We start from the raw sequence: 21609 nt of genomic DNA on the forward strand, positions 1-21609 counted from the left end.
AGGCCCCTGGTTTGGAGCCTCCTGCCCTCCCCTCGCAGCGCGGGTGATTAGCGCGGGTAGAACGTCTTGCCCGCCTTCACCATCTCCACGAGCGACGGCGCGGGGGTGAAGCGCTCACCGTACTTGTCCTGGAAGTGCTCCAGGCGGCGCAGCAGCTCGCCGGGGCCGATGCTGTCCGCGTAGCGGAAGGGGCCTCCGAGGAACGGCGGGAAGCCGAGGCCGAAGATGGCCCCCACGTCGCCGTCACGCGCACTGCGCAGAATTCCCTCGCCCAGGCAGCGCACGGCCTCGTTCACCATCTGCAGGGCGCACCGCTCGGCCATCTCGCGCGAGTCGAGCTGCTTGCGGTTCTTCCCGTGCGGCAGGAGCTCGTAGACGGTGACGTCCACCTCCTTCTTCTTCTTGCCGTCGTAGGTGTAGAAGCCCTTCTTGTTCTTGCGGCCCAGGCGCCCCTCGGCCACCACCTTCTCCAGGGCCCTGGGCGCGGTCATGCGCTTGCCGAAGGCCGCCTCCATGATGGGGCCCACCTTCTGGGCCACGTCGATGCCCACCTCGTCCAGCAGGGTGATGGGGCCCACGGGGAAGCCGAACTCGACGAGCGCCTTGTCCAGCTCGGCGATGTCAGCCCCATCGGCCAGCAGGTGCGCGGCCTCGTTCATGTACGGCGCGAGGATGCGCGAGGTGTAGAAGCCCGGCCCGTCGTTGACGACGATGACCGTCTTGCCCTGCTTCTTGCCTACCTCCACGCAGGTGGCCGTCACCCAGTCAGCGGTGCCCTTGTGGGTGATGATCTCCAGCAGCGGCATCTTGTGCACCGGGCTGAAGTAATGCATGCCGATGACCTGCTCGGGCCGCCGCGAGCCCTTGGCCAGCTCGGTGATGGGGATGCTGGAGGTGTTGGAGGCGAAGATGCAGTCAGCGTGGGTGACGGCCTCCACCTCGCCGATGATGCGGTGCTTGAGGGCCAGATCCTCGAAGACGGCCTCGATGACCAGGTCCACGTTCTTGAAGCCCTCGTAGCCGGTGCCACCGGTGACGAGCGCCATCTTCGCGGCCGACTCGCGCCACGTGAGCGAGCGCTTCTTCACCCGCTCGTCGTAGATGCCCTGCACCTGCTTGAGGGCACGACCTACGCCCGCGTCATCCTTGTCCTTCACGCGCACCGGCACGCCCTGCAGCGCCGAGCTGACGTAGGCGATGCCACCGCCCATCAGGCCGCCGCCGAGCACACCCACCTTCTTCACCTCGCGCGGCTTCACGTCCGCGTTGGCCGTACCGTTCTCCTTCTTGAGCGCGGTGGTGGCGAAGAAGATCTCCACCAGCCGCTTGGAGACATCGGACACCACCAGCTCGCCGAAGAACCGAGCCTCGGCCTCCAGACCCGCCGCGCGGCCGGACTCCACGCCGATGCGGACGGCCTCGAGCGCCCTCTCCGGCGCCGGGTACTTGCCGCGCGTCTTCTTGCGCAGCTGCTTGCGCGCCTGGTCGAAGAGGATCTTCCGGCCCACCGGGTTGTCCTCGAGCGCAACCTCGGCCCACAGCTCCTTGTTGGTCAGCCCCAGCAGGAGCCCGCCCAGGCCCTTCTTGCCCTGCTGCGCCACCGCCTTGAGCCCCTGGCCGCGGGGACGCTCCACCTTCAGCATGCCCTCGGCCAGCTCACGAGCGCGCCGCACGGCCAGCTGGCGGAGGATGGGTGTAGGCACCACCTCATCCACCAGGCCCAGCTTCTTCGCCTTGGAGGGCTTCACGTTCTTGCCGGTGAGGATGAGATCCAACGCGGCCTGCACGCCAATGAGCGCCGGCAACCGCTGGGTACCACCCGCACCGGGAATGAGGCCGAGCTGCACCTCGGGCAATCCGAGCGTCGTCTTCGGGCTGTCGGTGGCGATGCGGTAGTCACAGGCGAGCGCCCACTCCAGGCCCCCGCCCAGACACGCGCCATGGATGGCCGCCACCACCGGCTTGGGGAACGCGTCCAGCTGGTCGAAGCCCTGCTGTCCCTGACGCGAGGCAACGGTGGCCTCTGCGGCCGTCTTGATGGTCTGGAGGAAGTCGATCTTCGCCCCGGCCACGAAGCTGTCCTTCTTGCCGGAGATGAAGACGACCGCCTTCACCGTGGGGTCCTTCTCCGCGCGGGTGAGCAGCGAGGCAAACACCTCGCCCGTCTCGGGGGAGAGCGTGTTCACCGACTCGCCCGGCAGATCGAACACGAGGACCGCGACACCGTCCTCGACCTGGTAGGTGAAGCCCTGCTTCGCCTCGAGCTCCTGAGCAATCATCGCAGCCATCACGCACGCTCCAGGACCACCGCGGCTCCGAGGCCACCGGCGGCGCAGACGGTGCACAGCACCGTGTTCTTGTTCTGACGCTTCAGCTCATGAAGGGCCTGGGTGACGATGCGCGCCCCCGTGGCTCCGAAGGGATGGCCGAGAGAGATGGAGCCACCCGACAGGTTGAGGCGCGTCCGATCCACCTCGCCCACTGGCGCACTCCAGCCGGCCTTCCGGGCGAAGTCCTTGGAGGCCAGCGCCTGGATGTTGCTGGCCACCTGGGCGGCGAAGGCCTCGTGCATCTCCACAAGGTCGATGTCGGAGAGCTTCATGCCCGCGCGCCGCAGCGCGATGGGCGCCGCGTAGGCCGGGCCCTGGAGGAGCTGGTCTCCCGGGTCAGTGGCGGCATAGGCGTGAGCGAGCAGGTAGCCGAGCGGCTCCAGGCCAAGCGCCTTCGCCTTCTCCTCGCTCATCAGCAGCAGCGCGGCGGCACCATCCGTGAGCGGCGAGGCATTACCGGCGGTGACGGTGCCGTACTTGCGGTCGAACACAGGCTTGAGCTGGGAGAGCGCCTCCAGGCTCGTGTCCTCGCGGACGATGTTGTCCTTCTGCGAGACCTTCTCGTACTTGGGCGGCACCACCACGTGCATCACCTGGGAGTCGAAGAAGCCGTCCTTCCAGGCGCGCGCGGCGTTCTGGTGCGAGGCGAGCGCGATGCCGTCCTGCTCCTGGCGGGAGATGGCGTTCTCCTTGGCCATCTTCTCCGCGCTCTCGCCCATGGTGAGGCCCGTGGAGTACTCGGCGATGGCCGGGGGCACCGGGACGAGGTCGCGCGGCTTGAGGGCCTGGAAGGCCCTGAGCTTCTCCGCGAGGCTGCGGGCCTTGGAGGCCGTCACCAGCGCCTGGGCCAGCGGGCGGCTGGTGAAAATGGGCGCGTCCGACATGGACTCGGTACCACCGGCAATGGCCACCTCCGCCTCGCCCACCGCAATGGCATTGGCCGCGGTCGTCATGGCCTGGATGGACGTGGCACAGGCGCGCGCCACGGTGAACGCCTCGATCTTCCGCGGCAACCCCGCGGCCAACACCACCTCGCGCGCGATGGACGGCGCAGTGAGCGTGGGGATGACCTGGCCGAACACCACCTGGTCAATTTCGTTGGGGTCGATCTCCGCTCGCTGCACCAGCTCCTGGACCACCATGCGGCCCAGGTCCAGCGCGGTGAGCTTCGCGAAGTCGCTTCCTGCCTTCACGAAGGGCGTCCGCAATCCGCGGACGATGGCCACTCGCCGGTGGCCGTTGCGCTGCTTCTCGCGTGCCATGTGTTCCTCACCTTCACTGCGTGGTGAGGCGCATCTAATGAGCCGTTGCGCATCGCGTCAACGGGAGATTGACTCCGGAGTCAACGAGTGGGCCAAGGCCTCCTCCGCTCCCTCGGAGGGCGGACTCAGGGCACGGTGCCTGGCTGTTGAGCAGCCAACTTTTCGAGGAGGAACGCCTCCAATGGACGGAGCTCCGGGGCAGCCCACAACGAGGACAGCTCAGCCTGCTCGATACGACGCACCAGGGACTCGGGAAAAGGCTGCTCACCCGCCTGAGCGAAGAGCTCGGCAAGTACCCGGTTGGGCTCGTAACGACCCCGGATGAGCTGCTCGAACGAGGGGCTCACTGGCAGCAGAGAGCGCAGCAGTTGCTCGTCCCGGAAGAGGAGCACCGCGACCTCGGGTGCGATCAACAGAATCCGCCATTCGCTCGGAGGCGCTGCTTCTCCCAGGAGATACTCAATCCACCCCCGCTGCTCCGCGATCATGTGGGGCGAGAGTGAGTCTGCATCAGCCACCACCGCTACGGGCCCGCGCCGCCGCGCGAGGATGTTCGCTGCCGTGGAGGAAGCCTCGCCTCTGCTGTCATCCGCCTGAATCCAGATTCCCCGCTCACACAAACGGGGATGCCCATCCACCAGGCGCCTCATGATCTTTCCGGCCACGATCCCCGAGGTCACGATGATAACACCCATCAGAAGCGCCCCCTCTCCATCAGGTTCAAATCGGCCAACCCCGTCTCCACCGCGTACCGCAGCTTCGCCCTCATTCCCTCGAGGAGCCGCCGTTCTCGTAGAGCCCAATCGATTTCCGCTCGCCGCCACAGCAGCACGTCCGGCGGCGGCAACATCCGCACCAGCGAGAACGCGGCCGACGAGAACTCGCCCGTGTTGAACACCGCCCCGACAGTCATCCTTGGGCGACGAAGGATCTGAGCTTTCAGCTTGACGATGGCATGGGTATCTACGGGTCTGGTCACGTCCTTGGACTCTACCAGACAGGGCACTCCATCGAAATAAACCACCCCGTCGATCTGCTCCAGAAGGAGCCCATCCTGGTAAACCCGGTACGGCCAGGTCACCTCGGCACCCTCCAATTGGAAGGCCCTCAGGATGAGGTACTCCAGCAGCACACCGCCGGGCCAACCGGCGGGCGAGACACCCTCCAGAAGGTCCCTCCACAACAGCAGTAACTCGTCATGCTCGAGCGCGAGCACCCTACGCTGGTACTCGCCGCTCCTGCCCTCGTCCGTCACGACCCCCATCCCCTTCCCCAACCCCACTCGCACCACCCTACTGAGTGCCCCTGACATCCCCGGTCAACTCACGGGGTCATGTGCTCAGGCGCCCTGGCGAAGCGCGGCGCCGTGCTTGTGCACAGCCTCGACCATGAACTTCGCGGCGTCCGGATCCGTGGGCGGGAGGATGCCGTGGCCGAGGTTGAAGATGTGCCCCACGGGCCCCGCGCGGCGGAGGATGTCCACCACGCGCTGCTCCAGTTCCTCACGCGGAAGGAAGAGGTGGAGCGGATCCAGGTTGCCCTGCACGGCCACGTCGGGCCCGAGGACGCGACGGGCCTCGTCGATCGGCGTGCGCCAGTCCTGCCCGATGACGTCGGCACCGGTGCGCTTGAGCAGCGGCAGGTGGTTGGACATTCCGGTACCGAAGACGATGACGGGCACCCCCTTGGCCTGCACCTCCTTCACCATGCGCGTGAGGTACGGGAGGCAGAAGCGCTCGTAGTCCCAGGGCGACAGCTCTCCGCCCCACGAGTCGAAGATCTGCACGATGCTCACGCCCGCCTCCACCTGCATCAGCAGGTAGGGAATCAGCGTGTCGGTCAGCTTCTGGAAGAGCGTATGCGCCAGCTTCGGCTGCTCGAAAAGGAGCCGCTTGATGAGGATGTAGCTCTTGGAGCCACCGCCCTCGACCATGTACGCGGCGAGCGTGAAGGGCGCGCCGCAGAAGCCGATGACGGGCACCGAGTCATTGAGCGCGCGCCGGGTGCGGCGGATGGCCTCGGCGACGAAGCCGGTACCCTGGACGGGGTCGGGCACACCCAGACGCTCGATGTCAGCGGCGGTGCGCACGGGGTTGGGGAAGTGCGGCCCCTTGTCCCCGAGCTCCAGCTCAATGCCCATGGCCTCCACGGGGATGAGGATGTCCGAGAAGATGATGGCGGCATCCACTCCCAGCCGGGTGATGGGCTGGACCGTCACCTCCGCGGCGAGGTCGGGGTTCTTGCACAGGTCCAGGAAGCCGATGGTGCCGCGCACAGCGCGGTACTCGGGGAGGTAGCGGCCAGCCTGGCGCATGAGCCACACCGGGGTGGTGTCGGTGGGCTGGCGGCGAGCGGCGCGGAGGAGGCGGTCGTTCAAGGGGTAGGCTCCGTGTCTGCCGCTCTCCCTGGGGGAGCGGGCGGGGGGAGAGGGTTGTCAGGTGCCATCGCCAGGGTCAACGTTCCTGTCAGGACGAACCGGAATGATCCGTCCCTCCAAAACGTATGCTTGACAGTGATGGTCGTGGCCGATACAAGGCCGCCCCGTCGCAACGCGGTGACGCAAGCGAGGGGCGGATAGCTCAGCGGTAGAGCGTCGCCCTTACAAGGCGAGGGTCACAGGTTCAATCCCTGTTCCGCCCAAGCAGTAGTCGTGGTAGGTGCAGTTGAGTGTCGTGGGGAGTTAGTTCAGTTGGTTAGAACGCCGGCCTGTCACGCCGGAGGCCACGGGTTCAAGTCCCGTACTCCTCGCCAATAGAAGGGCCCGGAATCGCAAGGTTCCGGGCCCTTCGTCTTTCCTCCCCCACCTGCCTTTTCCTTCGTCGCGGAGCCCATGGAGAGCGAAAGCAAAAACGACCCCCTCGCGTTGACACCTTCCCCGGGCTCAAATTCTTTGGCCCTCTCTCTCTATGTGCGCCAGCGTCTCGGCCGCCCGGCGCTCGAAGAACGCGGCCCCTTGGCTTCGAGCCACCTCCAATGCCTTCGTGAGGCTGAGCCGTGCCGCGCCGCCCGCTCCCCACTTCCAGAGCAACTGCCCCTTCAAGTGGTGCAGCACAGCCTCGTAGAAACGCTCCCCCAGCGCTTCCACCCAGTCTAAGGCTTCCCGTACGGCCTCCAACCCGAGGGCGAGTTCTCCTCGCTCCAGGTGCAGCTCGGCCAACAGACCGAAGCAGTAGGAGAGCCCCTTGCGCATCCCAGCCTCCGCCCATTGTTCGATGCGCGCGCGCAGTCCACCTGCCTCTCCTTGCTTGTCCAACCCCCACTCGTGCAGGACTTCCCCCATCTCCACTCCACAGCTCGACAGGTTGTATTGCGCCAGCAGGGGGACCAACCTCGACGTCAGCGCGAGGGTTTGCGCCACCTCCCCGCTCTGCTGAAAGAAGATGCCCGCATAGATCAGCGTGACGGACGCCGTCATGGGGCAGTGGAGCGTCTCCAGGTAGTGCAGGGCCTGAGCACAGTCGCTCCGGGCTTCTGGCCGGGGTCCTTCGAGGATGAGCCGAGCCAGGGCCGAGAAGATGAGGGCCATGACGCGTGGCGAGAAGCAATACGCCTGGCAAAGCACCCGCTCTTGCTCGGGATGGAAGCTCGGCCCCTGGAGCTCGCGGGCCCGCTCGAGCAGCTCCAGCGCTTGCCGCGGCATTCCCTGGAAGAGCAGGCAGATGCCCATCGCCACGAATCCCACGGATCGCACTTCCGGCTGGTGTGTGCTTTCGCCCAAGTCCATCAGGCTCTTCGCCGTGCCAAGCGCCTCCGTGTAGTCCGCATGCTCCAGGAGCCAGATGAAGCGGCCAACAAGTGCGGGAGGGAGCTGCTCGGTCGCTCCGGATTGGCGGCACAGCTCCTCGGCACGAAGGAAGAGGCCCTTCACCTCGTTCGTGGGACACCGGGTGACCAGCATTGGCACCCCAAGCTCCAGCAGGAGCCGTAACTCCTCCGCGGCATGGCCCGCGTCGGGGGGGAGCTGCTCCAGCGCATGACCGGCCTGCTGGTAATGGTGCACTGCCTCCGTGTAGCCCCGGCGTGCCATAGCCATCCGCCCCGCATCCCTCCACCAGAGATGGGCCTGGGCCCACTCTTCTGCTTGGGTGAAGTGGTGGGCCACCCATTCCGGGGGGAACTCGGAGGGGTCCGCGAGTCGCGCGGCCATGTGCCGGGCAATGCGCTGGTGGACACGGCGCCGCTCGGAGCGGGGCAGCGACTCGCGAGCTTGCTCCCGCAGCAAAGCGTGGCGGAACTCGTACTGAACCTCCGAGGACTCCTCGCACCGCCGCAGCAGCCCGGCGGCCACCAGCCCCTCGAGTCCCTGGCTCAGCGCCTCGTCCCGCTGCTCCACGCAAGCCGCCAGCAAGGAGGGACAGAAGCCGCGGCCAATGACCGCGCAGCGCCGGGCCAGGTCCCGCTGCTCCCCTGGGAGGGAGTCCAATCGCGCCTGCAGCAGGGATTGCAAGGGAATGGGAATGGTTAGAGCGTCCGCGAGGCGGTGAGAGGGCGAGGCCTCGCTCAGGAGCATGTGGGCCATCTCCTCAATGAAGAGAGGGATTCCGTCTGTCTTTTCCTGGAGTTGACGGAGCTGCTTCTCGGAGAGGTGCTGGCCGTGGGTCACATTGGCCACGAGATGCAGCGTGTGCTCCAATGACAATCGAGGCAGCACAAGCCGGTGGAAACCGGGCGTGGGAGGCCAGGGCGGCCGGAGCTCCAGGCGGGCACTGAGCAACACACAAAGCCGGGCCGGCTGGACCCTCTCGCGCAGAGAGGTCAGAAGGTCCAGGGTGGACGGGTCCGCCCAGTGCAGATCCTCGATGATGAGCAGGGCGGGGTCGGCTGTCGGGGACAGGGACCCGGTCAGCGCCAGGAGCAGGGTGACCAGCTGCTCCAGGAGCTGCGCCTGCCGGAGCTCCGCGCCTCCGGGGAGAGGGGCTTCGGCGCCGGACAGGCGGAGCAGGGACTCGAGCAGGGGCAGGTGCTCCTCGCGGGAAACACCCAGCTCCTCCAACCGCTGGATGACGCGCTCCCTCCGCTGCTCCGGTGGGGCCTCCGGAGGAAGGGCGAAGAGCTGACGCAGCAGCTGGCTGACCGGGAAGAGCGGACTGGTGCTGGACTCCTGCCAGCACTGCGCTACGGCCTGGGCCCCCACCTCGGCGCCCACCTGCTCGCGCAGCTCGCTCAGCAGCCGGGACTTGCCAATACCGGCCTCACCCTGGAGCAGCACAAGGGCCCCGTGTCCCCGCCGCGCCTGTTCCCAGTGCTCCCGGAGTTGGCGCAACTCGTCGTCCCTGCCGACCAGCGGCGTGAGCCCGGGAGGGCGCGTCCGTTCAAAGCGCAGTGGCTCCTCGCGCTCGCGGACCAAGCGGTGGAGGGAGACGGGCGCGGCCCCCATATCATCGCGAGCGAGGGGCTCGGTGATGAAGGCGCCGCGCAGCCCCTGATGCGTGCTCTGACTCAACAACGCCGTCCCGGCCTGGGCCTGACGTGCCACCTGAATGGCCAGGACGTGTGCATCTCCTTGGATGGCGGAGGTGTTGCCGCTCTGCCATGTCGAGGGCAGAGGGCTCAGAACGACGGAGGCGGTGTGCAGGCCCACCCGTACCGAGAAGCGCGCCTGCCGCAGCGAGGCCAACGCGAGCCCCGCCCGCACCGCGTGCAGCAGTGCGTCCTCCTCGGCACGAGGGTGGCCGAAGCAGGCGAGCACTTCGTCTCCCATGCACTGCAGCACCGAGCCGCCATGGCGCTGGAGGAGCTCCGAGCAGGCTCTCTGGAAGTGGTCCTGCTGCTCCCCGAGCGCCTCGTCGTCGAGCGGCTCGGTAGGGCGTGCCATGACGCAGCAGACGAATGTGACCTGCGCGCGTCGCGGAGCTGGCGGGCCCTTCCGGGCGGCCTCGCGCCTGCGCTCCAGAGCCTTCAGTTCCTCCGAGAGCTCGTGGATGGATTGGAAGCGGTGCTTTGGCTCACGTGCGGTGGCCTTGCCGAGCAAGGCGTCCACCTCCGCGGGCAGCTCCGGGTGGCTGTCGCGCACGGGCGGCAGCGGCCTGGGACTGAGGGCCCAGTCACGCAACTCCTCCACGGAGTCGCTGGGGCATGGGTGCTTTCCCGTCAGCAACAGGTAGCACAGGATACCAGCGGCCCACAGGTCGGTCCGGGCGTCGTGCGGAGTGTCCAGCCATTGCTCCGGGGCCATGTAGGGAGGCGAGCCCACCTGCCCGAGCCCACGGATGGAGGCGCTCCCCGAGTTCATGGCAAGCCGGGCCAGCCCGAAGTCGAGCAGCTTGGCGCGGCCCCCTTCGAGCACGAAGACGTTGCCTGGCTTGAGGTCGCGGTGGATGACCTGGTTCTCGTGGGCATGCGCCAACCCCGCGAGCACGTCATGGAAGACAGCGAGGGCCTGGTCCCAGCCCAGCGCGCCCTGGCGCAGGTGAGCGGAGAGGGACTTTCCCTTCAGGCACTCCATGACAAGAAAGGGGACAACGGCGGAGTGGGTGGGTCGCCATTCCGAGATATCGAAGAGGCGGATGATGTTGTCGTGGTCGAGCCGGGCAATGGCTCGTGCCTCCTCCTTGAGGAGTGACGTGAGTGTCGAGCCGGAGATGTCCGTGAAGGGATGGATGAATTTGAGGGCTACATGGCGCTGCAGCTCCCCGTCCCAGGCGCGGAAGACCTGGCCCATGCCTCCCTGGCCCAACTGCTCGAGAAGCTCGAAGCGCTCTCCGCGCTGCCCACCAAGCAGATCTCCTGGTTGGGGGAGAAGGAGGGGGGCGGTTGACTCTCTGAACTGCAGCAGGAACGTGTCGCTGAAGTCCGACTCGCCTTCTTCGAGGCTCCGCCCATCCATGTTCCGGCTCATCACAGGGCCCTTCTCCGTCCACCAGCTCTGCTCATGGTGGTGTGGCATGCGTGGCGTTGTGATGGGCACGTGCTTCCGATGCACTGGCTACCTGGAGGGGGGCCGGGAAGGTGTCGAACCAAGGCCCTCGGTCGCGGTGTCCACGAAGGCAGTCGCTTCGTCGTCAAGTAGCCGGCTAGCGCGTGACCGCCCCCTGCTGCGGCTTGAGCTGGGCGGACCATTCGGGGGTCCAACGGAGGGTCAGCTGAGCAGTGGCGGGTCGGCGGTTGTTGGAGACAGGGGAAACCTGGAAGCTCCAGCGGCTGATGCCTTCTCCTACCCCCGCCATCTGGCCGGAAATGAGCACGTCCTGCCCCAGAGTGAGGGGCGCGCCGAACTGCAAGTGGACAGACTGGAGGCGAGCTTCATGGATGGCGTCGCCCAGCCCTGGATGAAGGAAGGAGTACAACGCATCCGTCATCCACCGCAGGTAGAAGCCATTGTTGACGTGTCGGGCCATATCAATCTCCTCAGGCTGCACGGAGCGCTTCACCTGGAAGGAGACGACCTCCGCGGCCGGAGTCACCGCCGCGGGTTGATACTGGTTGTAGAAGGACTGCCCGTTGGGCCTGAACCGCTCGACGAGCTCACCCCAGGGGGTTGGGGCGCGGGCTTTCATGTCCACCAGGATGATTTCGGTGCGCCCCTGAAGGACCACCTTGCCGTCCTTGGCGCGTCGTAGCTCGAACTCCCGGTGGGCCGTGTGCCCCTCCATCGTGGAGAACCACGTCCGGGCAAGGATGCGGTCCCCGTAGCGGATGGGGTGCTCTTTCTCGAACCGGGAGACACTGAAGACGGGCGCCATGTTCCTGGCCAGGAACCAGGAAGGAGGCACTCCCCCAGCGCTGGCTGCTTCCCACGCAATCTCCTGAAGCCAGTTCATATAGGTGAGCGGCTTCAGCTCCAGCACGGCATCCACCTCATAGCTGCGGGCGACGAACTCCAGCTCCGTGACGGGTGTCTCTGACATGGCGATTGAAAACACCTCCCCGGTTCAGGCTTCCTTGATCCAATTGCAGAGCAGGTCGCAGTATTCCTGGCTCGCCTCCAACTCAGGAGAGTGCCCCGCGTGCTGGAAGCTGTGCCACTTCACCTCGGAGAGCTGGCTCGCGATGGATTCCTTGTCACTGCGCGCGTGCGTGCGATCCGCCAGCCCCCAGCTCACGAGCGCCGGCTGCTTCACCTTCACAGGCGATGGCGTGTACCCATGGAACCACTGCTGCCAGAGCGAGCCCAGGCAGCAGAAGGCGCCCTTCTGCAGGGCCTGCTCCAGCTTGGGCATGAAGTCGGGGTGACGGTTCTTGGCCAGCGCCGACCTGTACCATCCATCTCCTATCTTCTCGGGCTTCAAGGCGGTGGCCAGTTGCCCGAAAAGGGGGCGAGACAGGAGCCTCTTCTTGTCCACGTTCCGAGCCCAGGTGACCTGCTGCTCCCATGAGGGACTCTGCCAAAGCAACAGCCTGGCAACCAGCCCGGGTTCCTTCGCCGCGATCTGGAGCGCGATGTGCGCCCAGACACACGTGAAGGCGAGCACGTAGGGCCCCTCATCCAGCTTACGCAGCAGGTTCTCGATGCTGGCAAGGTATTCGTCGAAGGTGAAGCGAAAGGATGCACTCGGGCATGAGAAGCCGAACCCGGGCGGTTCGAAGACGACGACCCTGCCGTGTGGCGTGAGCCTCTCGAACACATCATCGAAGTGCTCGAGGACATTCGGCGGATCGCACACCATCACGACGGTGGGCCAGTCCGCCTTGCGCGTTCCGCCGGTCCTCACCCGCAGGGTGGCTTGTGGCAGCGCGTGAAACGCAACCCCGGGGCGAGAGCCCGCCGCCCAGCCCTCCTTGATGCTGCCAGCACGGGCGCGGAGTCGGAAGCTATCGATCCATGTCACATTGATCACAGCCCCTCCATTCCGGGGAGTTCAGCGTGGAGCGTCGAGCACCAGGCAGGTGGCGCGACCCGAGGCAACCTGCTCTCCGTCCGGAGAGAGGATGGTGGCATCGGCGACGACGATCTTTCGCCCGTGGTGGACTGCCACTCCCTCACAGCGAATGAGCCCCGTCGCCTCGGTCACCACGCGGAAGAAGGAGACGCTCAGGTTGACCGTCGTCCACCGCGAGCCATGAGGCAGCAGCGACATGCAGGCGATACCGCAGGCACTGTCGATGAGCGTGGACAGCATCCCCCCGTGAACCGTGCCCATGGGGTTGTAATGGTATTCGGCGGGAGTCCCTGTAAACACTGCTCGCCCCCGGCCTACCTCTACCAGGCGAATCCCCATGGACTCGCAGATGGGCGGAGGTGGGTAACGCCCTTCGGCCCACCCCTGCAGATAGTCCTCTTTCCTGGCATGCGCGCCAATCTCGTGGATATCCGCCCAAGAAACCGTGCGGCTCCTGCTTCCTGGCCTGGTGTCCTCTGTCATGGTGCAACCCTCCTGTCCCATGCACTTGCGTTCACCCGCTGCGACGCCATGAACCAAGCACGGGCAACTCACCACTAAGATACATGTCCTTGCAAGCCACGCGTCGAATCTTGCCGCTGGATGTCTTCGGCACCGTGCCGGGCGGCACCAGCACGACACCCGCCGCGGAGAGCCCATGGCTCGCGGTGATGGCGCTGCGTACGTTCTCGCAAATCGCCGCGGCGCGTACCTCCGGCAGTGCCACGTCTCCTCCGTCGGACTTGCGCACCTCGACGACCACGATGAGCTCGGCATCATCATTCGTGACGAATGCAGCCGAACAGCCCCGGCGCAGCATCTGGGGATCGCTGTCCTCGGCCGTCACCTCGATGTCTCGAGGGAAGTGGTTCTTGCCACGGATCTTGAGGACTTCCTTGATGCGCCCGGTGATGAAGAGCTCCCCCTCGTGGATGAGCCCCAGGTCGCCCGTCCGCAGATAGCGCTGGGAGTCATCGCCTGCGAGCCGAGCGCCGAAGCTCTCCTCGCTCAGCTCGGGGTTCTCCCAGTACCCAAGCGCAACGCTCGGCCCGCGCGCCCAGATCTCCCCCACCTGCCCTTCCGCCACGGGCGTGCGCGTGTCAGGTTCGATGATGAGGAGCTCGCTGTCAGCGCTGGCCCTACCGCAACCGACCATGACCTGCTGTTCGCGACCATCCTGGACGGGAATCGAGCGCACCACCGGTGCGGCCGCCTTGTCGCCGCCAGAGACGTATAGCGTGGACTCGGCCAGCCCGTAGCACGGGTAAAACGCCTCCACGCGGAAGCCGCAGCGGGCGAACTTCTTCGAGAAGGCACTCAGGCCCTCCCAACGGACCATGTCGGAGCCAACGAAGGCCACGCTCCACGACGAGAGATCCAGCTTTTCGAGCTCGCTGTCCGGCACGTTGCGTGTGCACAGATCGAACGAGAACGCGGGCCCGCCACTCGTGGTCGCCCGGAACCGACTGATAGCGCGCAACCAGTTGATGGGCTTCTTCACGAAGTCAAAGGGCGACATGAGCACCACGGGGAACCCCGCGTACAGCGGCTGCAGGATTCCGCCGATGAGGCCCATGTCGTGATACGAGGGCAGCCAGATCACTCCCCTGCTCTGGCGTGTATGCTCGAACCGCGCCTGGATGACAGACAGGTTGTGGATCAGGTTTCCATGGGTCAGGACCACCCCCTTGGGAGTACCCGTAGAGCCTGACGTGTACTGCAGGAACGCAAGGGTCTCCTCCGAGGGTGGCCTCACGAGCTCGAGCTCCGCCGACTCGGCGACCTCGTCGGTCGCAAGCCAGACCTTCTCGTCCGCGCCCTCGATTTCACTGGCCAGCATGCGAGCCAGGCCCAGCGTCATGGAGTCTCCGAGGATGGCCCGGGGCCGCGAGTTCTGGATGATTCCCAGCAGGAGCGGCAGCGCCTTCTCCAACCGCGTCGGGTCTGGCGGATACACGGGGACCGCCACGACGCCCGCGTAGACGCACGCGGCGAACCCGACGAGGAACTCGAGCCCGGGCGGGTAGAGGAGCAGCGCCCGCTCGCCCACGAGGCCGGAGGCCGCCAGCAGGCTGGCGATCCCTCGAACCCTGCGCAGGAGCTGTCCGCAGGTGAGGCTTGAGACGACACGCTCCCCCTCCTCGACGAAGCGATAGATTTCAAGGTCCGGCTGCTCCCTGCCGGCATGCTCGATGATCTCTGCGAGTGACCTGAAACGGGGAGCCTGGCTGTGCCTCTCCATGAATGTCCCTACCTCCCTGCCGACCCGAAGAGCGCGGCGGCGTTGTCCCAGAGCACCTTGCGCAGCACCTCCTCGGGCAGATAACGCTCCAGCTCGCGCATCTCCAGATCCGGGTCATACGGGAGATTGGGGAAGTCGGTGCCAAACAGGAACCGATCCGGCCGTTCCAGGATCTGGGGAACGAGCTGCTCGAGTGCGGGCTTCCAGGGCTCAGGCAGGCGTGGCTTGCGGTTCTTCTCGTAGGTCTTCATCGCGAGCGGCCGGGCGTCCGGCAACTCTTCTCCCCGGGCCACCCGGTACCCACCGAATGCCATGGCCGTATCCAGGTAGAGGTTCGGGAACTCATCCAGCATGTCGAGGTAGAGCTGGACCTCGTCGTACCCGATGTGAGGCACGATGACCTTGATGTCCGGCGTGCGCCTCATGGCGCGGATGAAGCGAGGCACGGCGCACAGCTCGTCGATCTCGTCCTTGTGGGCGTTGCTCTTCGAGACTGGACCGCAGTGGATCTGCAGGACCTTGCCCGTCTCCGCGATGGTGTCGAACACCGGCCCCATGTGGTCGTCATCGGGTGCAATCTTCTGCACGTGACAGTGAATCTTGATGCCGGAGAGGTTGAGCTCCCCGAGCGCACGCCGGAGCTCGTCCTTGAACCCTTCTTCCCCGGGCAGGACAGTGCCGAAGCCGACGAGCCGCTCGGTATTGGCGGCGACCAGCTCGGCCATGAAGTCGTTGAGCATGCCGGCGACGCCGGGCTGGTGCGTGTAGCAGAGTCCGACCATGCGCTCGATTCCGTAGCGGGCGAGGAGCTCGAACGTCTCCTCGGGGGCGGGCTTGTGCCGGATTGGCCAGGCGTTCTCTTCGAACCACCTCCAGATGAAGCGCGCCAACATGCCAGGGAAGAGGTGCACGTGCACGTCGAAGGCGCGCGGCCTCCGCGGAGAAGCGGCGTGATGTTCTTGAGTGGCCATGGTGTGTGCTCAGGTCGTTGTCGCCAGGGGTTTCTTCCTCTTGGCCTCCACTGCCTCCGGCTTGGGGATGCGCACGTCACGCGTGAGCCGGACGAGTGCCAGGAACCGGATGAGCAGGCCCGTCAGGTCCACCTGCCACCAGCGCAGGCCTGTGACGGCATAGGCCGGGAAGGTGTGGTGATTGTTGTGCCAGCCAGCGCCGAGCGTGACGATGGCCTGCCAGAACGAGTTCCTGCTGTTGTCCCGGGCCGCCAGTGGGCGTCGCCCGCCCAGGGCGTGCCCTACGGAGTTGACGCTCCAGATGGCGTTGGTGGCCAGGAAGACCCTCACGGTGCCACCCCAAAGAAACCCGAGCAGGACCCCTTGGAGCGAGCCATGGATGAGGCCGCCAATGGCTGCCGGAAGCGCCAGCCCGAGCACCAGCCAGTAGTCGTACATCATGTGGAACTTGAACAGGACCGGGTCCCTGTACAGGTCCATCGCGTACCGGCCCCACTGCTCCGGCCGCGCGCACCGGGCATCCAGCAGCCACCCCACATGGGCGTGGTACAGCCGCCGGAAACGGCCGGGATACTGCGGCCACCAAGGGGAATGCGGATCTCCCTCCTGGTCCGTGTTCTTGTGGTGGATGCGGTGGACGGCCACCCACCAGATGATCGGTCCCACATAGGCCAGGGAGCCGAGCACTCCCAGGGCGATCTCCACCGCGCGGGGTGCCCGGAAGGACCGGTGCGCGAAGTAGCGGTGGTACGCCAGCTCCATCCCGAGGATGTTCAAGACGTAGAACACCCCCAGCAAGATGAAGTCAGCCGCCTTCGGCACCGCGATCCCGCTCCACCACAGGACAAGGGCCGCACCCGTGCCGATGGCCGGCACGAGGATGACAAGGCTGTGGCGCAGCAGGGACGCATTGGAAAGCCGCTCATTTTCACTCATGGGACACGAAGGCTCAGTCTTTGCCGAAGCGGTTGGGCTCGATGCGCCGGAAGGTGATCCGATAGAGGTGGAAGGCCCCCAGCTCGAACGAGTAGCTCATCGTCCGGTACATCCGCTCGTAGCGCTCCACCACTTCGAGGGGTACCAGCTTGAGCGCCTTCTCGCGGTTGCGGCGCAGGTTCTCGAACCAGGCCCGCATCGTCTTGACGTAGTCATGGCGATCATTGCGCAGGAATTCGACCTCGAAGAGCATCTCGGAGGAGCGGACGATGTCGGCCAGATAGGGCAGGTCCGACTCCGGAAACACCTCGCGGGCAATGAACAGGTCCTTGTGCTTGCGGTCGCGGGGCACATCGCCGTAGGCCATCGTCTGAAGGGACATCCGGCCACCGGGCTTGAGGAACTCGTAACAGCGCTGGAAGTAGCGCCGGTAGGCCTCAATCTTGTCCTCGTTGATCTTCGCGAAGTGCTCGAACGCACCCAGGGAGATGATGCCGTCAAAAGGCTCGCTCGGCTTGTAGTCCTGCCAGTTCTCCAGCCGCACTTCGAGCTGGGGCAGCCTGATGGCCTCATGGATGTACTTCTTCTGCTCCTGGCTGAGCGTGAGCCCCACGACCTTCTTGACGCCGTGGTTCTCTACCAACCGCTTCATCAGCGAGCCCCAGCCGCAGCCAATGTCTAGAATTCGCTCGGCGCCCTGAGCGCGGATCTGCCCGATGTGGTAGTCCAGCTTGCGAAGCTGGGCCTGCTCGTGCGTGTCACCTTCCTCCCACATCGCGGAGGAGTACGTGCGGGTCTCCTCCTGAGCCAGGGCGAGGAAGTCGTTCCCAATATCGTAATGGTACTGAATGGCCTCTTTCGAGGCGCCGACCTGCTCCTGTGAAATGCGTGTTGACATGGCGATGTCCCTGTCCCGGTTGACGAATGGTTGACGCGCTCAGCGCTTCTTCCCCGCCTCCAGGTGCTGGGAGAGGGCGTCGATGGTTGGGTACTTATAGGGCAGGCTCGGAGACAGCCGATGGCCGACAAAGTCCTCCAGATCACCGACCATGCGCACGGCCTCGGCCGAGTCCAGTCCAAAGCTGTCAAACGTCTTCTTCGTATCCACCTGCTCGGACGGAATGCCCAGCTTCCTGGCCAGGTAGTTGCACATCCACTCACGACATTCCCCGGTCTGCTTCTTGGCGACTGCTGCGCTGCTCATGGGACATCCTCCCTATCCACGGCTTTGGTTTCTAGGCTTGTATAGAGTTCTTTGAAGGCAATCATCTTCGGGGTCGGTTTGCGCACATCCCAGACGAGCCCCAAGGACCGCAATATCCACACGACCCACCCTCCGAAGTCGATCTGCCACCACTTGAGTCCCGTGTACGCGGAGCTTGGAAACGCGTGGTGGTTGTTGTGCCAACCCTGACCAAACGTGAACAGCGCCAGCGTGAAGCTATTCTTGCTGTCATCCCGGGTGCGGAAGCGGGGTTTTCCTATCAGGTGGCACAGCGAATTGAGAGACCAGATACACTGATTCACCAGGAAGATGCGGACCATGCCGCCCCAGAGAAACCCCATCAAGGCCCCAAAGATATTTCCATGCACGAAGCCACCCACCGCGATGGGAATGAGCAGGCCCAGGATCAACCAGACGTAATATTGAAGATGCAGGCGAAGGACCAGCTCGTCTTCATAGAGGTCCTTGACGCGATCACGCCAGTTCTCGGGACGCGTCGAACCGGCAGCGAAGAGCCAACCCATGTGGCTGTGGTAGAAGCCTTTCAGCTTGCCCCAGACCCCATCCCCGGAGAGCCTGGGGGAGTGCGGATCGCCTTCCTGGTCGCTCAGCGTGTGGTGGCGACGGTGGATCGCACACCACCAGATGGCAGGCCCGTGGAAGGCCATGGACCCGGCCGCGAGGAGGGCCGCGCGCAGACCCGGACGGGCTTTGAATGCCCGATGCGCCAGGTGTCGGTGGAATCCGACCTCCAGGCCAATGACAGTGACGATGTAGAGGACCGCAGCCGTGATGAGTTCCGATGCTGCCGGCGCATGACCCGCCCACCATAGCGCTATCGCCGCGGCAGTACCCAGCGTCGGGACCACCGTCACAACGACAGCCAACATTTGATCCAATCGCGCCTGCTCGTGGATTTTCGACACCGAAAACCTCTCAAGTCCCACCACAGAGGACGCTTGTTTTAGCAGTCATGAAATTCAGCCCCTCCCACAAGACCTCGCCTGCTGAGGTCGCTTCCCATCTCGTGGCCCAGGTGCCAATCGTTCATGATATGAGGGAGTGGTGAGGGCAGTGGTGTGACGCTCCCTCCGGATGTCCTGCATGCTCACCGGATGGCTCCCGGTTCCTCTGCGGCCGACGAACCGGGCGGTGCCATGGTCCTGAGGTAAGTGCCCTTCCGCTGTCTGGGCTTGCGCCAGTGATGGACGGAGCAGGGGCTGACGACCAACCGTGAGCACTCGGCATCGAGGCCCACGCCCGTGAGCAGGGCCTACAGGGGGCCAGCACCCACCTGTGTCAGGCTCCACGCTCGCCGCCTCCTCTCCTGTTTAGGGGACCAGAGGTGGCCGCAGTCCCAATCTGTGCGCAGAACGTCCGAATCTGCGGCCCAGGCTCCGCTACATTACGCGCGCGCTGACAACCGAGGGATGGAAGATGCCGACCAATCTGCTCTACCGCTGTGGGCTGACTTCAATGCTGCTGGCTGCCTCGACCTGTATAAGCGCCGAGGCCGCGACATTCGCGGAGCCCGCAGAGGGTTGCCGGATGGTCGGGCCGTCTGCGGCTGCTCGTCCAGCCGTCACGCGTAGCGCCCCCGTCTTTCCCCCGCCCCAGCTCCAGATCCGCACACCGTTCGAACCGACGGCGTTTCCCAGCGCAGGCCGCAAATACCTGATCTACGAAGTGCATCTGCAGAACTTCTCGGATGCCGCGATGAAGATAAGCGGAATGGAAGTCCTCGCCGTGGATGCTCCGGGTGCAAAGCCGATCGCGGCATTCGAGGCGCAGCAACTTCAGTCGCTGTTGGTGCCGTTCGGCAGCGAAGCCGCGTCCGGCGAAGGAGACGACGGAGTCCGGCTTGCAGGCGGTCGGGCTGCCGTCGCATTTTTCTGCCTGGCGTTCGAGGAGAGCTCGCAGGTTCCGCACAGGCTGCGTCACCGTATTGTCCTCGAGAATGCCGTTCTTGATAGCACGGACGTCGAGGTTGCACATACGCCGCTGCGAGTACTGGCACCGCCTGTCTCGGGGGCGGGGTGGATCGCCGCGAACGGGCCGAGCAATACCTCCCACCACCGGCTGGGACTGTTCACGACAGACGGTGCAGCCCGGATTTCCCGCCGTTACGCCATCGACTGGAAGCGGCTCAAGGACGACGCCTCGTTCGCCGGCGATGCGCGCGACGTCCGCTCCTACCATGCCTATGCCCAAGACGTCCTGGCGGTGGCCGAAGGCACGGTCGTCAGCACCGTGGATGGGATGCCGGACAATGTGCCTCGTACCGCGGCGGGGTTCAGTACGGCCGTGCCTGTCACGATGGAGTCGGCCCCAGGAAATCGTGTCGTCCTGGACCTGGGCGGCGGACAGTTCGCGTATTACGCCCATCTGCAGGCGGGCAGCATTGCCGTGAAGAAAGGCGATCGTGTGCGACGGGGCCAACGATTGGGCCGTATCGGAAACTCCGGTGACTCCCGCGAGCCACACTTGCATTTTCAGCTGGCGAACGCGCCGCACATCCTGGGGGCAGAAGGCCTACCTCACGTCATTGACCGGTACCAGCTCAGGACGGAAAGCGGTACAGAAGAGCGCACGCGCGAACTTCCGATTCGCGACATGCGGGTCGACTTCAAGGAAGCCAAAACGAGATAGCTGTACCAGGCAGGCGACCTCATCCAGGGAGGCCCGTCATCGACGGTGCCCGACTCCCACAGGAATCGGGCGACTGTCGCGCCATCTTCCACCCGGAGGAAGAGATAGCGCCGATCAAGGCAGCATGTTGACGAGGTCCTTCACCTCTTCGGGGGCGGCATCGGTCTCTCCCAGCGCGCCCGTGTAAGCGCCCAGTGCCATGGAGAGAGGGTTCACCCTTCCAGTCGTCAGGGCTCCAAACACTCCCTCGGCGGCCCCCTTCCAGGTCTTGACCACCCCGCCCAATCCACCCTCGAGCGCGCCCAGGAATCCACCCTCCGATTCACCAATCCCCGTCAGGACATTGCTGACTCCCGGGATGAACCACAGCTTCTTGCCAGCCTCCCCAGCGAACCACTGGAAGTTGTCTTTGTTGCTCCCGTCCTTCTTGACGTGAGTGTCAGACGTGGTGTCTAGCCGATGCTCGGCGTTCAGGGCACCGTACCCCTTCTCAGCGAAGTCCTTGAGCAGTCCAGCCTCTGTTCCATGCCTGGCATCTCCACTCTTGGTGATGCCCTCGATATTGCCGTCTCCCCGTCCGCCCTTCACCTTGCTCGTCCTGTCCCCACCGCTGGAATCCTTGGAGCTGTCGATGTACTCCAGCACCTTGGTCATCCGATAGACGGCATCGGGGTTCTGGCGAGAATCCGTCAGGGAGAGCTTGGGGTCGACTCCCGTTTGCTTGCAGAGCTGCTCGAACTTGATGTCCTTCTGACGGCCAAGCTTGGACAGCACGGGACTGTCCTTGACGATCTCCGCCGCCGAGCGGGTATCCCCCCGCGGCCGTTTATCCGTAGGCTTTGGGATGGCAGTCCCATCCGAGGCGGCGCGCTCAAAGGTGTCCTTTTTCTCGGCCGCGGGTAGACCGAGGCGCGCGCCCTGGAGGCCACCGGCCTCGAACGCATCCACCACGCCGCGACGGAGCCCAGACGTGCCCAGGGCGCCGCCGAGGGTTGCCGCGCCCGCGATTCCAGCGACCTCCGACGAGGCCGTGGCGGCTGAAAGGGACGGGTTGGAGGGCAGCCGAATCCTGGCGGCCGAAAGGGACGGACTCATCGTGTTGAGTTTGTACATAGGTTTCCACCCAGCTCATGACGGCAGCTCTTGCCATGTCCTTCTGCAGCGCGCATGCCACG

General features: G+C 65.3%; 17 protein-coding genes and 2 tRNA genes. 3 read left to right on the plus strand and 16 right to left on the minus strand.

Translation table 11 applies throughout. The annotated features are described in order from the left end of the window. Window positions 1–47: 47 nt before the first annotated feature. From fadJ to hemE, 5 genes are all read right to left on the minus strand, one after another. Window positions 48–2288, minus strand: a complete 2241-nt coding sequence (gene fadJ / locus F0U60_RS38445) for a fatty acid oxidation complex subunit alpha FadJ (protein ID WP_395807137.1) — start codon at window positions 2286–2288, stop codon at window positions 48–50. Continuing rightward, window positions 2288–3592, minus strand: coding sequence for an acetyl-CoA C-acyltransferase FadI (fadI, locus tag F0U60_RS38450; RefSeq protein ID WP_395807139.1), 1305 nt, complete (start codon window positions 3590–3592; stop codon window positions 2288–2290). The genes fadJ and fadI overlap by 1 nt, the downstream gene beginning before the upstream one ends. A gap of 125 nt (window positions 3593–3717) precedes the next feature. Next, complete coding sequence (locus F0U60_RS38455) at window positions 3718–4287, minus strand: hypothetical protein (protein WP_395807141.1); 570 nt, start codon at window positions 4285–4287, stop codon at window positions 3718–3720. Continuing rightward, window positions 4287–4847 carry a hypothetical protein gene (locus tag F0U60_RS38460; protein WP_395807143.1) on the minus strand — a complete coding sequence of 187 codons (561 nt, stop codon included), beginning with the start codon at window positions 4845–4847 and terminating at the stop codon, window positions 4287–4289. The genes F0U60_RS38455 and F0U60_RS38460 overlap by 1 nt, the downstream gene beginning before the upstream one ends. Before the next feature lie 84 nt (window positions 4848–4931). After that, window positions 4932–5969 (minus strand): uroporphyrinogen decarboxylase, encoded by a 1038-nt coding sequence (hemE, locus tag F0U60_RS38465; RefSeq protein ID WP_395807145.1) that lies wholly within the window; start codon window positions 5967–5969, stop codon window positions 4932–4934. Between the two features lie 191 nt (window positions 5970–6160). On the opposite strand from hemE, the gene F0U60_RS38470 reads away from it, so the two are divergent. Both F0U60_RS38470 and F0U60_RS38475 read left to right on the plus strand, forming a co-directional pair. After that, window positions 6161–6232 (plus strand) — tRNA-Val (locus F0U60_RS38470). Window positions 6233–6266: 34 nt separating this feature from the next. Continuing rightward, window positions 6267–6343, plus strand: a tRNA-Asp gene (locus F0U60_RS38475). Between the two features lie 130 nt (window positions 6344–6473). On the opposite strand, the gene F0U60_RS38480 is transcribed toward F0U60_RS38475, so the two are convergent. The 10 genes from F0U60_RS38480 to F0U60_RS38525 form a co-directional block, all read right to left on the minus strand. After that, on the minus strand, window positions 6474–10430 hold the full coding sequence (locus tag F0U60_RS38480) for a protein kinase (protein WP_395807147.1): 3957 nt from the start codon (window positions 10428–10430) through the stop codon (window positions 6474–6476). A 175-nt stretch (window positions 10431–10605) separates the two neighbouring features. Further along, window positions 10606–11439: a thioesterase family protein gene (locus F0U60_RS38485; protein ID WP_395807149.1), complete on the minus strand. Its 834-nt coding sequence runs from the start codon at window positions 11437–11439 to the stop codon at window positions 10606–10608. A gap of 24 nt (window positions 11440–11463) precedes the next feature. Continuing rightward, complete coding sequence (locus F0U60_RS38490; protein WP_395807151.1) at window positions 11464–12360, minus strand: alpha/beta fold hydrolase; 897 nt, start codon at window positions 12358–12360, stop codon at window positions 11464–11466. 30 nt (window positions 12361–12390) lie between these two features. Continuing rightward, complete coding sequence (locus F0U60_RS38495) at window positions 12391–12894, minus strand: PaaI family thioesterase (RefSeq protein ID WP_395807153.1); 504 nt, start codon at window positions 12892–12894, stop codon at window positions 12391–12393. A gap of 31 nt (window positions 12895–12925) precedes the next feature. Next, the gene (locus F0U60_RS38500; RefSeq protein ID WP_395807155.1) at window positions 12926–14653 is read right to left on the minus strand and encodes a fatty acyl-AMP ligase; all 1728 of its coding nucleotides are present in this window, start codon (window positions 14651–14653) and stop codon (window positions 12926–12928) included. Between the two features lie 8 nt (window positions 14654–14661). Next, on the minus strand, window positions 14662–15624 hold the full coding sequence (locus F0U60_RS38505) for an amidohydrolase family protein (protein WP_395807157.1): 963 nt from the start codon (window positions 15622–15624) through the stop codon (window positions 14662–14664). A gap of 9 nt (window positions 15625–15633) precedes the next feature. Then, window positions 15634–16560 (minus strand): acyl-CoA desaturase, encoded by a 927-nt coding sequence (locus F0U60_RS38510; RefSeq protein ID WP_395807159.1) that lies wholly within the window; start codon window positions 16558–16560, stop codon window positions 15634–15636. Between the two features lie 13 nt (window positions 16561–16573). Beyond that, window positions 16574–17458, minus strand: a complete 885-nt coding sequence (locus F0U60_RS38515; RefSeq protein WP_395807161.1) for a class I SAM-dependent methyltransferase — start codon at window positions 17456–17458, stop codon at window positions 16574–16576. Window positions 17459–17497: 39 nt separating this feature from the next. Next, a complete protein-coding gene (locus F0U60_RS38520) occupies window positions 17498–17764 on the minus strand; it encodes an acyl carrier protein (RefSeq protein ID WP_395807163.1) in 267 nt (88 codons plus the stop codon). Beyond that, window positions 17761–18711 carry an acyl-CoA desaturase gene (locus F0U60_RS38525; RefSeq protein WP_395807165.1) on the minus strand — a complete coding sequence of 317 codons (951 nt, stop codon included), beginning with the start codon at window positions 18709–18711 and terminating at the stop codon, window positions 17761–17763. The genes F0U60_RS38520 and F0U60_RS38525 overlap by 4 nt, the downstream gene beginning before the upstream one ends. Before the next feature lie 511 nt (window positions 18712–19222). Between F0U60_RS38525 and F0U60_RS38530 the strand changes: the two genes are divergently transcribed. Then, window positions 19223–20434 (plus strand): M23 family metallopeptidase, encoded by a 1212-nt coding sequence (locus F0U60_RS38530; RefSeq protein WP_395807167.1) that lies wholly within the window; start codon window positions 19223–19225, stop codon window positions 20432–20434. 114 nt (window positions 20435–20548) lie between these two features. Here F0U60_RS38530 and F0U60_RS38535 read toward each other — a convergent pair whose 3' ends face one another. Then, window positions 20549–21529, minus strand: a complete 981-nt coding sequence (locus F0U60_RS38535) for a hypothetical protein (RefSeq protein WP_395807169.1) — start codon at window positions 21527–21529, stop codon at window positions 20549–20551. Window positions 21530–21609 lie beyond the last annotated feature (80 nt).

The sequence above is a fragment of the Archangium minus genome, assembly GCF_044360475.1.
GTDB lineage: Bacteria > Myxococcota > Myxococcia > Myxococcales > Myxococcaceae > Archangium > Archangium minus.

Bases quoted from the DNA above. Each gene is read 5' to 3' on its own strand.
- fadJ (WP_395807137.1), bottom strand. From the start codon at position 2,288: ATGGCTGCGATGATTGCTCAGGAGCTCGAGGCGAAGCAGGGCTTCACC.
- fadI (WP_395807139.1), bottom strand. From the start codon at position 3,592: ATGGCACGCGAGAAGCAGCGCAACGGCCACCGGCGAGTGGCCATCGTC.
- F0U60_RS38455 (WP_395807141.1), bottom strand. From the start codon at position 4,287: ATGGGTGTTATCATCGTGACCTCGGGGATCGTGGCCGGAAAGATCATG.
- F0U60_RS38480 (WP_395807147.1), bottom strand. From the start codon at position 10,430: ATGAGCCGGAACATGGATGGGCGGAGCCTCGAAGAAGGCGAGTCGGAC.
- F0U60_RS38485 (WP_395807149.1), bottom strand. From the start codon at position 11,439: ATGTCAGAGACACCCGTCACGGAGCTGGAGTTCGTCGCCCGCAGCTAT.
- F0U60_RS38495 (WP_395807153.1), bottom strand. From the start codon at position 12,894: ATGACAGAGGACACCAGGCCAGGAAGCAGGAGCCGCACGGTTTCTTGG.
- F0U60_RS38500 (WP_395807155.1), bottom strand. From the start codon at position 14,653: ATGGAGAGGCACAGCCAGGCTCCCCGTTTCAGGTCACTCGCAGAGATC.
- F0U60_RS38505 (WP_395807157.1), bottom strand. From the start codon at position 15,624: ATGGCCACTCAAGAACATCACGCCGCTTCTCCGCGGAGGCCGCGCGCC.
- F0U60_RS38510 (WP_395807159.1), bottom strand. From the start codon at position 16,560: ATGAGTGAAAATGAGCGGCTTTCCAATGCGTCCCTGCTGCGCCACAGC.
- F0U60_RS38515 (WP_395807161.1), bottom strand. From the start codon at position 17,458: ATGTCAACACGCATTTCACAGGAGCAGGTCGGCGCCTCGAAAGAGGCC.
- F0U60_RS38520 (WP_395807163.1), bottom strand. From the start codon at position 17,764: ATGAGCAGCGCAGCAGTCGCCAAGAAGCAGACCGGGGAATGTCGTGAG.
- F0U60_RS38530 (WP_395807167.1), top strand. From the start codon at position 19,223: ATGCCGACCAATCTGCTCTACCGCTGTGGGCTGACTTCAATGCTGCTG.
- F0U60_RS38535 (WP_395807169.1), bottom strand. From the start codon at position 21,529: ATGAGTCCGTCCCTTTCGGCCGCCAGGATTCGGCTGCCCTCCAACCCG.